The following is a 13,812-nucleotide window of genomic DNA, read 5'->3' as shown; positions in this document are numbered from 1 at the left end:
TTGTTGGTCAAGTGTTTATCTATCTTTCAGGCAATAAAAAAGGCCGTAGATACGGCCTTTGTATATGTTATAAAGTAAGGATGCTTAAGCTGCTAGTTTGCTTGCAACCCATTCATCAACAAAGTTTTCAAGTACGTTTAGTGGCACTGCGCCATTTTTAAGTACTACATCGTGGAATTGGCGAATATCAAACTTATCGCCGAGTTTAACCTTGGCAGCTTCACGAAGTTCTAAAATCTTCAGCATACCTACTTTGTAAGCAGTTGCTTGCGAAGGCATTACAATGTGACGTTCAACCATTTTAACGCCGTCAGACGTCGCGTTTGGCGTGTTATTTACGTAGTAATCAATACCCTGTTGGCGAGTCCACTTCATTTCGTGGATACCAGTATCAACCACTAAGCGACATGCACGCCATAGTTCCATCGATAGACGGCCAAAGTCAGAATAAGGGTCTGCATACATGCCCATTTCTTTTGGTAATAACTCTGAGTACAAGCCCCAACCTTCGATATAGGCTGTGTAGCCACCGAATTTACGGAACTTAGGCACGCCTTCAAGCTCTTGCGAAATTGCAATTTGCATGTGGTGACCTGGAATACCCTCGTGATAAGCCAGCGCTTCCATTTGATACGTTGGCATTGCTTCCATGTCGTAAAGGTTAGCGTAGTAAACACCCGGGCGTGAACCATCTGGTGCAGGCTGTTGGTAGAATGCTTTACCAGCCGCTTTTTCACGGAATGCTTCAACACGCTTAACAATCATGTCGGCTTTAGGCTTAACAATGAATAGCTCATCTAAGCGTGATTTCATGGTGTTAATAAGTGCCGTGGCTTCGTCAAGGTATTGCTGCTTACCTGCTTCAGTATTAGGTAAGTAAAATTGCTTATCGGTTTTCATAAACTGCATAAAGGCTTTTAAATCGCCTTTAAAGCCAACTTTTTCTTTGATTTGGCGCATTTCTTCATGAATACGAGATACTTCAGCTAAACCGATGGTGTGGATTTCTTTAGCCGTTAAATCAGTAGTAGTAGTGCGCGCTAATGCGTTGTTGTAAAACGCTTCGCCATCAGGAAATTTCCAAGCACCATCACGATCATCAGCACGTTTTTCAAGCTGTGCTAAATAATTAATTAACTTAGAGTAAGAAGGTTTTACAGCCGCTTTAAGGGCTTTCTCAGCATCGCTGATTAACGCGTCTTTATCAGCTTGAGCAATTTCAAGCTTCGCAACTTTACGTTTAAAGTCGGCAAGTAAGGTGGAATCATCACCTTGTTCAAATGGCGCACCGTGAATGATATTTTTGCTTGAATCAATCACATGTGGGAATACAAATTTAGGAGCGATAATGCCTTTATCAGCACGTACTTCTAAATCGGTGATCAGTTGATCAATAACCGTGGTTACGCCATTTAAACGCGAGATATAGGCTTTGGCATCGGTAACATCAGAAATCTGGTGTTGGTTGATTAAAAAGGCCAGGATCATCGAGTGAGTACCAAACATTTGGTTCACTGGGTAGTTATGATAGCGCCATTTAAAATCAGCAATGCTGTTTTCAAGGTCTTGCTTTTTAAGGTCATAACTAACTTTTGTGGTGTCATCTAGGAGTTCGCGGTTAATAGCGTTTAATGCCACTAAATCATCTTTTGTTTGTTGATGATCTTTCAGTACGCGCGCTTCGCTACCGTCATCCCATTTGTCGTAGTCTTGTTTGATACCCATGTATGTTTGATAAACAGGGCTGCTCATCACATCACGGTTAAAAGTATCTTCGAAGAACGCATTCGCTTTGTCTATTTCGCTTTGTACAGGTTGTGCTTGTACAGTTGGCGTGCTTTGTTGCTCTGGTGTTTGCTGGCAACCACCTAGCAGTGCAATACTCACTGCGGCGGCGATAAAGGTTAGTTTACGCATGTTTTCCCTTTTGTTGTTAGAAACCATTGAAGGTTATTAATTATTATTAGTGTGTATTTGTTAGTAAAGTTTGGGTCGTTATTACACAAACAATTCTAGCAGGTCATTTAAAAAACGATGACCTTTTTGGCTTACCTGCCAGTGACTATCCGTTTGCTTAAGCAAACCCTTGGCAATGGCTTGTTGCAGCGCATCAGCTTGGCTTTGCAGCGGTAACTGAGTTAAGGCTGTAAAGTCACTAATTGGGCAGGCTTCAAATAACCGTAAGCGATTCATAAAGAATTCAAACGGTAAGTCGTGCTGTTCAACTGGCCACTGTTTAAATAAATAGGGCTTAGCTAAATCCATATAACCGCGAGGATGTTTTACTTTCTCAGTGCGGGTAATGATGCCTGTTTTAGCATCGGTTACCTTACCATGGGCACCACAACCAATGCCTAAATAATCGCCAAAGCGCCAATAATTTAGGTTGTGTTGACATTGGTAGCCAGGTTTTGCATAGCCGGAAATTTCATATTGCTGATAACCTGCCTCAGTAAGTAAGGCTTGGCCTTGCTCTTGAATATCCCATAAGGTGTCATCGGCCGGTAACGTTGGCGGTTTAGATGCAAATTGGGTATTGGCCTCAATCGTTAACTGATACCACGAAATATGTGGCGGATTAAGGGCGATGACTTTTTTCAAGTCGCTCAGCGCATCAGCAACAGATTGCCCTGGTAAGCCATGCATTAAATCAAGATTAAAGCTATTTAAACCTGCTTCATGAGCTTGCTCTGCGGCATATATGGCTTCATCGGCACCGTGAATACGCCCCAACGCTTTGAGCTTGTCGTCTTGCATGCTTTGCACACCAATCGAAATACGATTAATGCCAGCTGCCACATAGTCTTTAAAGCGGCCTGTTTCAACCGTACCAGGTTGGCTTCTAAGGTGATCTCGCAGTTTTCACTTAGGCCAATTAATGAATCCACCGCCGTTAATAAATTAACGTAGGCCTCACCGGTTAATAAGCTAGGCGTGCCACCACCGATAAAGATTGAATGAATTTTACGTCCTTGCACTAAGTGCAGATCGGTTTTTAAATCATCAATTAAATGCTGCACATATTCCTTTTCAGGGAGCTCACCTTTTTGACCGTGACTATTAAAATCACAATACGGGCACTTTTGCACACACCAAGGGACGTGCACATATAAACTTAATGGTGGTAAATTCACAGGCCGCCTTTGAGCTTAAGCTCAGACAATAAACGTTGTAACGCCTGACCACGATGGCTAACTGCATTTTTTTGCTGTTTAGTCAGTTGCGCACTGGTGCATTCAAGTTCTGGCACATAAAAAATAGGGTCGTAACCAAAACCACCTTGGCCGTTTTGGGCTAAGGTAATTTGACCTTCCCAGCTCGCACTGCAAATCAGTGGGGTAGGGTCATCAGCATGACGCATTAATACCAGCACACACCAAAAGCGCGCACTGCGGTTTGGGTTGTCAGCAAGTTCGCTTAATAATTTATCAATATTATCTTGATCGCTAGCGCCTTCACCGGCATAGCGAGCTGAGTAAACGCCAGGGGCGCCGTTAAGGCCATCAACCTCCAATCCTGAGTCGTCAGCAATAGCTGGTAGCCCAGTTATTTTTGCAGCATGGCGAGCTTTGATAATAGCGTTTTCAACAAAGGTGGTGCCTGTTTCTGCTACTTCTGGCACATTAAAATCGCTTTGTGGCACAACGTTTATTTCAAGCGGGTTTAGCATTTGCGCCAATTCGTTGACCTTACCCGGATTGCCAGTGGCTAACACTAAAGTTTTTTTCATGAATTAATCTACGTAAAATTTTTGCTGGAACTGCAGCTTTTGAAATTGATTACCTTGTTGTATTTCAATTTCAAAGCGCAGAATTTCTTCGTTAGTAAAATCAACTTGCGCGAGGTAATAAATTGCATCGCCTTCGATGACTTCTTTGAAATCTAAGGTTTGCTTATTACCAAGTAGGTTTTTAGCAGTGCCTTTAAGAATGGCGGTTTGCGCTGTGGCATCGGTATCTTTTTTAAGGATTGAAATATTTACAATGCCCTTATAACCACTACGTTCTAGGCCATAGGTTTTAGCTATTTGTGGTTGAATAAAGGTTGACGGAAATGCAATGTAATGTACTTGCCATGGACCGAGTTCTTTGTATTGTGCGCCTTGCATTTGTTCACTGTGAGCACTAAAGGTAATGCCTGCCAGTGCAAAAAATAAAATACTTGCGAGCTTTTTCATAAATGACTCTTAAAAAAAGAGGCCTAGTAGGCCTCTGTGTTAATGATAAGGTTAGCCGACTAAATCCATAAACAGAAACTGGGCAAATTGCAGCGCGATAATCAACACTAAAATTGATAGATCTAAGCCGCCCAGTGGCGGTAACACTTTACGAATAGGTCTTAACATTGGTTCAGTTAGCTGCTGAAATACCGCTTCTACTGGATTGTTGCCTTGGCTTACCCAGCTTAATAACGCGCGAATAACTAATACCCAAAACAACAAGTTTAAGCCTTCTTTAATCACCGTTTCTAGCGCATCTAACAGTACAAATCCAACTTCCCATGTCGCGCCTACTAAAAATATCAGCGCAGTAGTTTTTGCAGCAGCGACAATGAACGCCAGTAATAACGAAGCTAAGTCTAGACCACCTAACCCTGGAATAATTTTACGCAGTGGATTAACAGCAAATGAAGTAGCTTTGACCACAAACTGACTCAACGGATTGTAAAAATCAGCCTTGGCGGCTTGTAGCCAAAAGCGCATTAATACGACCATTAAAAATAGATCGAATAGTGTGCTTATTAAAAATTGCATGGCGTTCATAACGTACCTTAATTAAAAACCTTAAACATAAATAGGGCTAAAAGCAGCAAAGTGCTTTTAAAGTTCTTGTTCCATTTGCTCTGCGCGAGCAATACAGGCATCCATTGCATCGGCGACAGTGTTAGTCAGACCGTGTGCTTTTAAATGTTCAACGGCTGCATGCGTGGTGCCACCTTTTGATGTCACATTAGCACGCAATTGTGAAATACTAATCTCAGGCTGAGATAGTGCCATTTCAGCTGCACCTAATGCTGTTTGCTGTACTAAGCGACGTGCGTCTTCACCGCTAAAGCCAAGTGCTTTGGCTTTTTCTTCAATGGCTTCCATAAATAAGAAAAAGTAAGCCGGTGATGACCCCGTAACAGCAATAACATCGTTAATTTGTGACTCTTGCTCAACCCATACCGCAATACCTGTACATTCAAATACTTGTTGCACAAAAGTGTGTTCTTGCTCGGTTTCGCCAGCACCAAATAAACCTGATACACCGCGCCCTAATAAAGACGGGGTATTTGGCATACAACGTACCATCTTAACGTCTTGTCCGAGCATTTCACGTAACCGCTTAACCGTTAAGCCTGCGGCGACAGAAATAAATAGCTTATCGCTAAAGTCGATACCCGAATCTTGAAATGATTGACATAAATCACCCATCATTTGCGGCTTTACAGACAACACAATAACATCGGCATCGCGCAGTGCTTGGTTATTATCTGCGGTGGTTTTAACCCCGAAATCCGCTGCTACCTTAGCGAGTTTTTCTTGGTTACGATTTGTTGCAATAATACTCGATGCAGCAAATCCTTTTTTTACCATGCCGCCAATAATGGCGTAGCTCATATTACCTGTGCCTATGAATGCAATTGTTTTATCTGACATATCTTAGTTATCACCTTAGCTTCGTTGGCCAAAAATATCCGTGCCGATGCGTACCATGGTTGAGCCTGCTGCAATCGCAGCTTCGACATCACCACTCATCCCCATCGACAGGGTGTCTATTTGAGGATATTGGGCTTTAAGTCTATCAAAGCAAGCACGTAATTGCTCAAAATATTGTATTTGTTGCTGTGGATCGTCAGTTTTTGCTGGGATTGCCATGACACCACGCAATTCTAAATGCGGGCAATGGTGAATAAATTCAGCGAGGCTTGCAAGTTTATCGGGGTGGCAGCCTGATTTTGAGTCCTCTAAGCTGATATTTACTTGGATCAGTACTTTTAAAGGGGCTTTATCTGCGGGCCTTTGATCGTTTAAACGTTGCGCTATTTTTTCACGTTCAATACTTTGCACCCAATCAAAGTGGCTGGCAACAAGGGCGGTTTTATTTGATTGAATAGGGCCAATGAAATGCCAAACAATATCGCTATAATTTGCTAATTGGGTTATTTTATCAACAGCTTCTTGAACGTATGATTCACCAAATTCTCGGTGACCTTGTTGATAAGCCGCTAGAATGAAATCAGCAGGTTTGGTTTTTGATACTGCCAACAAGCAGACATCGTGCTCATTACGATGATATTTTTTTGCCGCTAAGGCAATTCTAGCATAGGCGGACTTAAGTCGTTCTGCTATTGTAACCATATAATTATCAGTTAGTTGTGGAGTCATAAATGGATATTACCGAATTGTTGGCCTTTAGTGTGCAGCACAAAGCATCAGATTTACACTTATCATCAGGGGTTGCGCCAATGATCCGTGTTGATGGTGATGTGCGACGTATTAATATACCAGCGCTGGAAAACAAAGATGTTAACAGCCTAGTTTACGATATTATGAACGATAATCAACGCAAGGACTATGAACAAAACCTTGAAGTGGATTTTTCGTTTGAAGTGCCAAACTTAGCACGTTTTCGTGTTAATGCCTTCAACTCAAATCGAGGCCCCGCAGCTGTATTTCGTACCATTCCCAGTGAAGTGCTGACGCTTGATGATTTAGGTGCGCCAGATATATTTAAAACAATCTCAGATACGCCGCGTGGTTTAGTGTTGGTAACAGGACCTACAGGCTCTGGTAAATCGACCACATTGGCTGCGATGGTGGATCATATAAATCAACACAAGCATCATCATATTTTAACCATCGAAGATCCCATCGAGTTTGTGCACGACAATAAACTGTCGTTGATTAATCAACGTGAAGTGCATCGCGATACGCATAGTTTTTCTAATGCATTGCGCAGTGCTTTACGTGAAGATCCAGACGTAATTTTGGTTGGTGAGCTACGTGATTTAGAAACTATTCGCCTTGCCATGACTGCTGCTGAAACCGGCCATTTAGTATTTGGTACATTGCATACTACGTCAGCCCCGAAAACCATTGACCGTATTATCGATGTGTTTCCTGGTGAAGAAAAAAGTATGATCCGCTCAATGCTTTCAGAGTCATTACGCGCAGTTATTTCACAAACCCTGTTGAAAAAAATTGGTGGCGGGCGAGTCGCAGCACATGAAATCATGATTGCAGTGCCTGCGATCCGTAACCTTATCCGCGAAGATAAAATTGCGCAAATGTATTCGTCCATTCAAACTGGCGCATCGCATGGTATGCAAACCATGGATCAGTGTTTAATCAATTTAGTGAATCACGGTGTTGTTACCAATGCTGAAGCGCGTGCTAAAGCACAAGATAAAAATAATTTCGGCGGCTAGGCCCGAGTAAGGAGCAGTAATGACACATTCTCTTGATTACTTTTTACATTTGATGATTGAAAAGCAAGGTTCGGATTTATTCGTATCGAGCCAATTGCCAGTCAGCGCAAAGATTAATGGCGAGCTAATTGCACTTGGCGACGAAAAAGTATCAGACGAAGAGTCGCTGCAATTAGTTGAATCAGCGATGAGTGAAAAACAAAAAGCAGAGTTTCATAATACTAAAGAGTGCAACTTTGCCATAGCTACCGATGAAGGGCGCTTTAGGATCTCGGCATTTTGGCAACGAGATTGCGCGGGTATGGTTATTCGCCGTATTGTTACGCAAATTCCTGATGTTGCTGAGCTTGGTCTACCGTCGACATTGACTGATGTGATCATGGCTAAACGTGGTTTAGTGCTGTTTGTTGGTGGTACTGGCACCGGTAAATCAACGTCGTTGGCTGCATTATTAGGTTACCGTAATCGTAATCAACGTGGGCATATCTTGACCATTGAAGACCCGATTGAGTTTGTCCATGAACATCGCAAAAGTATTATTACTCAGCGTGAAGTTGGCTTAGATACGGAAAGTTTTGAGGCGGCGTTAAAAAGCTCATTACGCCAAGCCCCCGATGTCATTTTAATTGGTGAAATACGTTCGCAAGAGACCATGGAATACGCACTTAGTTTTGCTGAAACCGGTCATTTATGTGTTGCTACATTACATGCCAATAACGCTAACCAAGCAATTGACCGTATTATGCATTTAGTGCCTAAAGAAAAGCACGATAAGCTAAAATATGATCTATCCTTAAACTTACGAGCTATCATAGCACAACAACTAGTGCCTACAGCCGATGGCAATGGTCGAGTAGCTGCTATCGAAATTTTATTGAATACCCCGATTATCGGCGAGCTTATCAAAAAAGGCGACATTGGCGGCATTAAAGAAGCCATGGCTAAAGCGAAAGATATGGGTATGCAAACCTTTGATCAAGCGTTATTTGAGCTCTATAAACAGCAACGTATCAACTATGCAGATGCTTTGCATCACGCTGACTCACCTAACGATTTACGTTTGATGATTAAGCTTCGAAATAATGAACAGCAAGGGGCTGGTTTTTTACAGGGAGTAACAATTGACGGGTTAGAACCTAAAGGTCAGTAGTATGAAAAAACGCATAAAATGGTTACTTGTAACAGTTAGTTTTTATGTTGTTAGTAACTCATTTTTTGCGATGGCGACAGATCAATCGATTGCTATTTTTATCCGAGATGACGTGCATTATGATTACACACATTTTTTAGCCGGTAGAGCACCGCAGGATATTACTGATTTTAGTGGTCGATTTATACGTCGCGATGTAGTTGATATGATCATTGCCCAACAAGCCTTGTACTTGGGGGGCTTTAATAAAACTTTCAGTTATCAAATTGGTAAAATTAATTTTCGTAATACCAAACTGTTAGAAAAAGGTGAGCTACTGATCAGCTTTGATAGTTATTGGTATGAAGATGCCAAATCACTAGCAGATAAAGTGTATATCAGCGATGAGCTGATCCGTAAAGGCGAGTATTTTGCGGGGATTTTTACTTCTCCAAACAATAAAAAAGTATTTCAGCTGCAGCACCTGTCAGATTTTAATCAACTAACTAGTGTGTCTACGCCGCGTTGGCGTACAGATTGGAAAACTTTATCGCAATTACCATTAAAAGATCTAGTTGCAGAGGATGAATGGCTCAGTCAAGTGCGTATGGTATCGATGCAATGGATTGATTTTATGTTAATGCCACTGATGCCACAGATGGGTAACCAATATGTACTTGAAGATATTGTTTTGCAAGCGGTACCTAATGTGCTGATATTATTAGATGATAGTCGTCATTTTGTAATATCAAAACGCCATCCTGATGGCGCTCAGGCTTTTAAAGCGTTGCAAAAAGGCTTAAAGATATTACGAGAACAAGGTGCGATAGAAAAAGCCTATCGCCAAGCTGGATTTATTCCTGAACTGAGTGAGCAGCTTATTATAAACCTACCGCTTACCCGTAAGCTTGTTCAAAGAAGCTTTCCAAAATAATAACAGCCGACATATTATCCACATTTCCTTTACCTAAGCTACGGTAACCGCCTTGCTCAAATAATCGTGCTTTTGCATCTGCTGTGGTTAAACGTTCGTCTTGGGTCTCTACAGGCAGTCCATAGTGATTATGTAAGCGGTTGGCAAACTTTTTAGCTTTAAAGGTGACTTCTTGATTTGTGCCATCCATATTAAGCGGTAATCCAACCACCAGTAAATCAGGTTGCCACTCATCGACATGCTTTTTAATAAAATCCCAATTTGGAATACCATCTTTGGCTTTGATAGCGCTTAGGCTCGATGCGGTTCCTGTTAGTTCTTGGCCGATAGCAACACCAATGCTGGTGGTGCCAAAATCAAAGCCCATCACGGTGCGTTCACCTTTGGGCTTTAGTTGTTTTTTAGTCATGCTATCTCTGTGCTTTAAAATTGTGGTTGACCACGCTTATGCGTGGCCAGCTTCCGAACTTAATTGGCTAATATCAAAACCGAGCGTCGCGACTGCTTTTTCCCAGCGTTGCTCTATCGGTGTGTTAAAAATAATCTCAGGATCGGCTTTTATAATTAGCCATGAATTTTCGAGTAGCTCTTGTTCGAGCTGGCCTTGCTCCCAACCCGCATAGCCCAGTGTAATAATAAACTGTTCTGGTGCTTGGGCTGTGGTTAAACTTGCCAACACATCTTTGGATGTGGTTATCATTATTTCGCTGCTAAGTTCTTGGCTTGCGCTATAACCTGCTTTTGGAGAATGCAGTACAAAACCACGATCGGTTTTTACAGGTCCTCCAGCAAATACTGCAACACTTGCTGCGTGGGTGGATTTGTCGTTATCAATCTCTATTTTGTCGAGCAAGTCGCCGACTGTAATATTGATCGGCTGGTTGATCACCAGCCCCATAGCCCCGTCTTCATTGTGCTCACAAATATACGCGACAGCACGTTTAAAAAAGGGTCTTGCATTGATGGCATTGCGATTAAAAAATGATTTTCTAATGATTGCATAACGATACCCCTTTATTGTTAGTAAATTTAAGTATGGCTCAGTTTTCTTTCTATGGCATCAAATAAGCGCCCAGTAATTGAAATATCATAGGCAGCTTCGATTTCTTTTACGCAAGTAGGTGCTGTAACATTAATTTCTGTTAGCTTATCACCAATGATATCAAGACCTACAAAAATAAGCCCTTTAGCTTTTAATGTTGGTGCAACGGCTTCGGCAATTCTACGATCTGAATCACTGATTGGGCGTGCTTCACCACGACCGCCAACAGCTAAATTACCACGTGTTTCACCATTTTGTGGAATGCGGGCTAGGCAATATGGGATCACTTCGCCATCGACCACCAATACGCGTTTATCACCTTGTTTGATCTCTGGGATATAGTTTTGTGCCATGGCAAAACGGCTACCGTGTTCGGTGAGTGTTTCGCAAATAACCCCAATGTTGGCATCATTTTCAGTCACACGGAAAATAGAGGCGCCACCCATACCATCTAAAGGTTTTAGAATGATGTCTTTATGTTCAGCCAAAAATGCGCGGATCTGGTGCTTACAACGGGTTACTAAAGTGTCAGGTGTATGCTCACTAAACCATGCGGTGAATAACTTTTCGTTCGCATCACGCAGGCTTTGTGGCTTATTAATAATAAGCGTGCCTTCAAGTTCGGCGCGTTCTAAAATATAGGTTGCGTAAATGTACTCAGTATCAAACGGTGGATCTTTACGCATTAAAATAACATCTAAATCAGCAAGTGCGATACTGGCTTTTTCTTCCAGCTCATACCAATGGTTTGTATCGTCGAACACGGTTGCTTTTGCGGCTGTGGCATACGCTTTGCCTTTACGCAATGAAAGATCATTCATTTCCATGTAGTAAATTTCATAGCCACGGCTTTGGGCTTGCATCATCATTGCAAAACCGGTGTCTTTTTTGATGTTGAATCCGCTGATCGGATCTGAAATTATACCTAACTTAATTGCCATGTTCGTTGCCTTACTGAATCTGTTGCTATTGATATGAGGGTGGTTTTACTAATTTCAATTAGCTAAATCGCCAAATTGTAGCTGTAGTGCACTTAAGACTGTCAAAGCGGCAGTTTCAGTGCGCAGCACGCGTGGACCGATACGGATATCAACAAAATTTTGTTGTTTGGTCTGGGCAATTTCATCATCAGTGAAGCCACCTTCAGGACCAACTAAAAACCGCACGCCAGCGCTAGGTACTTCGATTGTTTTAATACTGTGCTCTGCACGAGGGTGTAGGGTAAGCTTAATTTCATCACTGCTTTGTGCAAGCCATTGGCTGATGTCTATCGGTGGATGAATCGTGGTGATTCGGTTACGACCAGATTGCTCTGCTGCAGCAATCGCTATTTTTTGCCATTGCTGGTGTTTTTTTGCAAGTCGCTCGGCGCTTAATTTAACGCCACAGCGTTGACTGAAAATAGGGGTGATTTCAGTGATCCCTAATTCAACAGACTTTTGAATGGTAAAGTCCATTTTGTCACCGCGAGAAATCCCTTGGCCTAGGTGAATGCTCAGCGGTGATTCAACATCTTTTTCATTAAATTCAAGCGGCATTGCAACGACTGATTTTTTTCCTACTTCAATGAGTTCGCAAAGATATTCGCCGCCTTGGCCATTAAACAACGAGATATGCTCACCGACTTTCATCCGTAATACGCGACCTATGTGGCCTGCTGCATCATCTTCTAACTGAAGTGCAGTGGCAATTACAATAGGACTTGCTTGATAAATATGAGGAACTCTCATGATGACCTTCAACAAAAATAGCTAATATCGTTATGGTATGTAAGTCATCTCTTCGGTGCAAATACTTATTGTGAGTCAGTGATAATTAGTTAAGTTTTATTTTAACTAATTATTAAGCTTTTCACATAATGCGTCTAAATTTTGCGGTGTTTCGGCTATTTCGGTTTGACATGATAAGTGATTGTTTTGTGCTAAGTCTGTGACTGGTTCAAACAGGTATCCATCATCAATCTCTTTAATTAAAAACCGTACAGAATGTAAAGAATTGAATATAAATCGTTGTTTATCATCAGCTAATAAATAATCCGTTTGATTGTATAGTACACCGGCAATATCATGGTGTTCATGTAAATAACTCGCCAGTTCTGACACGCTAATTTCATTACTAAAGTCGCAGTAGCAATAATCTTTGATCAACTGGTCAAACATTAATTTAACCAAGTGACGGGTATTTGCACCAGCAACAACAAGGGTACTTGGACTGGTGCCGTGTGGCTGAGCAAAATAATGTTCAGTGAATTGCCGGCTGAATTCACTGTCGTTATCGATCAGTAGATAGTTATTTACTTCAAACGGCATAAGGCCCCACGTATTACGTCATTTTCAATATTAAATTGAAAACATACTTATTAGTAAATAGCCTATAGCGCTGAAAACAGCAAATTCAATGCAAGCTATTCCAATATTATCCTGATGATCAATTTCAAGCTCAGTATCAATGTTTGGCGAAGAGATGAACTTGATTATAGTCGTTAATAGATACAGTAATAACCACATAGTTCCGCAATGTAAAGCTAATGTGAATAAATTCTCAACCATTTTACCACTGTGAAAAGTGGCACTGGCAAGACCCGCATAGATAGCTAATGCAAGGCCAATGGATTTACCGGCATAACGAATGCCAATAGAGGTGTTTTCTAAATTAAAGTTACTTTGTAATGACGCCCCTTGATTGGCGCGAGCAAAGCGATATTCACGGAATTTACTGTCTAAGGCAAAAATAGTTTGCAGTAAAAAGAAGCTGACAAAGGCAATTAGTAAGCTGCTAAACCCTTGGGTATGAGACCAGCTGTATAGCCCTAATGTAATAATACAGTTAGCGATCAACATGCCTGAATCTACCAAAGCGGCACAGACATTTTGTTTTAGTATGGCGGCTTCTTCATTAAAGCGGTGCAAGATCCACTTGCGGTGGATCAAGTGGCCTACTTTAATAAAAGTAAACAACAGAACTATCAGTACAATCATCTTAAGCGGGTTTGATTGGGCTGCACTGATACTAATTTCATCAAATAAAAATGCTACAGTCGCGATCACTACACTAATTTCTGACGCAAAACTAATTCCTAGAGCAAAATTGTCATGTTGAGCAAGTTCTTCTTTTAATGCTTGTTTAGCCTTGAGTTGACTCACTACCCGCAAACAAATAACAGCTAAACAAATAACCATAAAACAGATAGCAATCGCGAGTAAACTAGTGTTAGATAAAGATAAATATGACATTGAGAACCTAGGGTGGTTATTATTATGTTAACTATTCTAGTACGGTTACGACTGATATAAA

At 41.5% G+C, this 13,812-nt stretch carries 14 protein-coding genes and 2 pseudogenes; 3 read left to right on the top strand and 13 right to left on the bottom strand.

Translation table 11 applies throughout. The features are described 5' to 3' along the window. Nucleotides 1-84 precede the first annotated feature (84 nt). The 7 genes and pseudogenes from P4S61_RS05075 to P4S61_RS05045 all read right to left on the bottom strand — a co-directional run bounded on the left by P4S61_RS05075 (nt 85) and on the right by P4S61_RS05045 (nt 6,370). Nucleotides 85-1,917, bottom strand: a complete 1,833-nt coding sequence (locus P4S61_RS05075; RefSeq protein WP_337117879.1) for a DUF885 domain-containing protein — start codon at nt 1,915-1,917, stop codon at nt 85-87. An 81-nt stretch (nt 1,918-1,998) separates the two neighbouring features. Then, a pseudogene (gene hemW, locus P4S61_RS05070) lies at nt 1,999-3,134 on the bottom strand (radical SAM family heme chaperone HemW). Next, entirely contained in the window at nt 3,131-3,730 is a 600-nt protein-coding gene (locus tag P4S61_RS05065; protein ID WP_145234920.1) for an XTP/dITP diphosphatase, read from the bottom strand. Before P4S61_RS05065 ends, hemW begins: the two are co-directional and overlap by 4 nt. Nucleotides 3,731-3,733: 3 nt before the next feature. Beyond that, complete coding sequence (locus P4S61_RS05060; RefSeq protein ID WP_145234922.1) at nt 3,734-4,177, bottom strand: DUF4426 domain-containing protein; 444 nt, start codon at nt 4,175-4,177, stop codon at nt 3,734-3,736. A 51-nt stretch (nt 4,178-4,228) separates the two neighbouring features. After that, a complete protein-coding gene (locus tag P4S61_RS05055) occupies nt 4,229-4,762 on the bottom strand; it encodes a YggT family protein (protein WP_145234925.1) in 534 nt (177 codons plus the stop codon). A 57-nt stretch (nt 4,763-4,819) separates the two neighbouring features. Further along, nucleotides 4,820-5,641, bottom strand: coding sequence for a pyrroline-5-carboxylate reductase (gene proC, locus P4S61_RS05050; protein WP_182731342.1), 822 nt, complete (start codon nt 5,639-5,641; stop codon nt 4,820-4,822). A 15-nt stretch (nt 5,642-5,656) separates the two neighbouring features. Further along, the gene (locus P4S61_RS05045) at nt 5,657-6,370 is read right to left on the bottom strand and encodes a YggS family pyridoxal phosphate-dependent enzyme (protein WP_145234929.1); all 714 of its coding nucleotides are present in this window, start codon (nt 6,368-6,370) and stop codon (nt 5,657-5,659) included. A gap of 2 nt (nt 6,371-6,372) precedes the next feature. Between P4S61_RS05045 and P4S61_RS05040 the strand changes: the two genes are divergently transcribed. Genes P4S61_RS05040 through P4S61_RS05030 form a run of 3 tightly spaced genes read left to right on the top strand, consistent with a single transcriptional unit; the run spans nt 6,373 to nt 9,476 of the window. Continuing rightward, nucleotides 6,373-7,413, top strand: a complete 1,041-nt coding sequence (locus P4S61_RS05040) for a type IV pilus twitching motility protein PilT (protein WP_145234931.1) — start codon at nt 6,373-6,375, stop codon at nt 7,411-7,413. Nucleotides 7,414-7,432: 19 nt separating this feature from the next. Further along, nucleotides 7,433-8,563: a PilT/PilU family type 4a pilus ATPase gene (locus tag P4S61_RS05035; RefSeq protein WP_337117878.1), complete on the top strand. Its 1,131-nt coding sequence runs from the start codon at nt 7,433-7,435 to the stop codon at nt 8,561-8,563. A 1-nt stretch (nt 8,564) separates the two neighbouring features. Then, nucleotides 8,565-9,476, top strand: a complete 912-nt coding sequence (locus P4S61_RS05030; RefSeq protein WP_145234935.1) for a hypothetical protein — start codon at nt 8,565-8,567, stop codon at nt 9,474-9,476. Here the strand turns inward: P4S61_RS05030 and ruvX are convergent. From ruvX to P4S61_RS05000, 6 genes and pseudogenes are all read right to left on the bottom strand, one after another. Further along, nucleotides 9,439-9,885 (bottom strand): Holliday junction resolvase RuvX, encoded by a 447-nt coding sequence (ruvX, locus tag P4S61_RS05025; RefSeq protein WP_145234938.1) that lies wholly within the window; start codon nt 9,883-9,885, stop codon nt 9,439-9,441. The two genes, P4S61_RS05030 and ruvX, sit on opposite strands and share 38 nt — an antisense overlap. Before the next feature lie 36 nt (nt 9,886-9,921). After that, nucleotides 9,922-10,478, bottom strand: a pseudogene (locus P4S61_RS05020) (YqgE/AlgH family protein). Nucleotides 10,479-10,505: 27 nt separating this feature from the next. Continuing rightward, nucleotides 10,506-11,459, bottom strand: coding sequence for a glutathione synthase (gene gshB, locus P4S61_RS05015; RefSeq protein ID WP_145234942.1), 954 nt, complete (start codon nt 11,457-11,459; stop codon nt 10,506-10,508). Between the two features lie 54 nt (nt 11,460-11,513). Beyond that, nucleotides 11,514-12,248, bottom strand: coding sequence for a 16S rRNA (uracil(1498)-N(3))-methyltransferase (gene rsmE, locus P4S61_RS05010; protein ID WP_145234944.1), 735 nt, complete (start codon nt 12,246-12,248; stop codon nt 11,514-11,516). Between the two features lie 105 nt (nt 12,249-12,353). Then, nucleotides 12,354-12,827, bottom strand: coding sequence for a hypothetical protein (locus P4S61_RS05005; protein WP_145234946.1), 474 nt, complete (start codon nt 12,825-12,827; stop codon nt 12,354-12,356). A 30-nt stretch (nt 12,828-12,857) separates the two neighbouring features. Further along, nucleotides 12,858-13,751 (bottom strand): DUF350 domain-containing protein, encoded by an 894-nt coding sequence (locus tag P4S61_RS05000; protein WP_337117877.1) that lies wholly within the window; start codon nt 13,749-13,751, stop codon nt 12,858-12,860. Nucleotides 13,752-13,812 lie beyond the last annotated feature (61 nt).

Source organism: Pseudoalteromonas sp. B160 (genome assembly GCF_037162485.1).
In the GTDB taxonomy this organism is placed as follows: domain Bacteria; phylum Pseudomonadota; class Gammaproteobacteria; order Enterobacterales; family Alteromonadaceae; genus Pseudoalteromonas; species Pseudoalteromonas rhizosphaerae.
This window is presented reverse-complemented; position numbering and strand designations above follow the sequence as displayed.

What these genes read in the sequence shown, in the direction of transcription:
- P4S61_RS05060 (WP_145234922.1), bottom strand. Translation starts at nt 4,177, where the DNA reads ATGAAAAAGCTCGCAAGTATTTTATTTTTTGCACTGGCAGGCATTACC.
- P4S61_RS05045 (WP_145234929.1), bottom strand. Translation starts at nt 6,370, where the DNA reads ATGACTCCACAACTAACTGATAATTATATGGTTACAATAGCAGAACGA.
- ruvX (WP_145234938.1), bottom strand. Translation starts at nt 9,885, where the DNA reads ATGACTAAAAAACAACTAAAGCCCAAAGGTGAACGCACCGTGATGGGC.
- P4S61_RS05030 (WP_145234935.1), top strand. Translation starts at nt 8,565, where the DNA reads ATGAAAAAACGCATAAAATGGTTACTTGTAACAGTTAGTTTTTATGTT.
- P4S61_RS05005 (WP_145234946.1), bottom strand. Translation starts at nt 12,827, where the DNA reads ATGCCGTTTGAAGTAAATAACTATCTACTGATCGATAACGACAGTGAA.
- P4S61_RS05075 (WP_337117879.1), bottom strand. Translation starts at nt 1,917, where the DNA reads ATGCGTAAACTAACCTTTATCGCCGCCGCAGTGAGTATTGCACTGCTA.
- gshB (WP_145234942.1), bottom strand. Translation starts at nt 11,459, where the DNA reads ATGGCAATTAAGTTAGGTATAATTTCAGATCCGATCAGCGGATTCAAC.
- P4S61_RS05000 (WP_337117877.1), bottom strand. Translation starts at nt 13,751, where the DNA reads ATGTCATATTTATCTTTATCTAACACTAGTTTACTCGCGATTGCTATC.
- P4S61_RS05055 (WP_145234925.1), bottom strand. Translation starts at nt 4,762, where the DNA reads ATGAACGCCATGCAATTTTTAATAAGCACACTATTCGATCTATTTTTA.
- P4S61_RS05065 (WP_145234920.1), bottom strand. Translation starts at nt 3,730, where the DNA reads ATGAAAAAAACTTTAGTGTTAGCCACTGGCAATCCGGGTAAGGTCAAC.
- P4S61_RS05040 (WP_145234931.1), top strand. Translation starts at nt 6,373, where the DNA reads ATGGATATTACCGAATTGTTGGCCTTTAGTGTGCAGCACAAAGCATCA.
- P4S61_RS05035 (WP_337117878.1), top strand. Translation starts at nt 7,433, where the DNA reads ATGACACATTCTCTTGATTACTTTTTACATTTGATGATTGAAAAGCAA.
- proC (WP_182731342.1), bottom strand. Translation starts at nt 5,641, where the DNA reads ATGTCAGATAAAACAATTGCATTCATAGGCACAGGTAATATGAGCTAC.
- rsmE (WP_145234944.1), bottom strand. Translation starts at nt 12,248, where the DNA reads ATGAGAGTTCCTCATATTTATCAAGCAAGTCCTATTGTAATTGCCACT.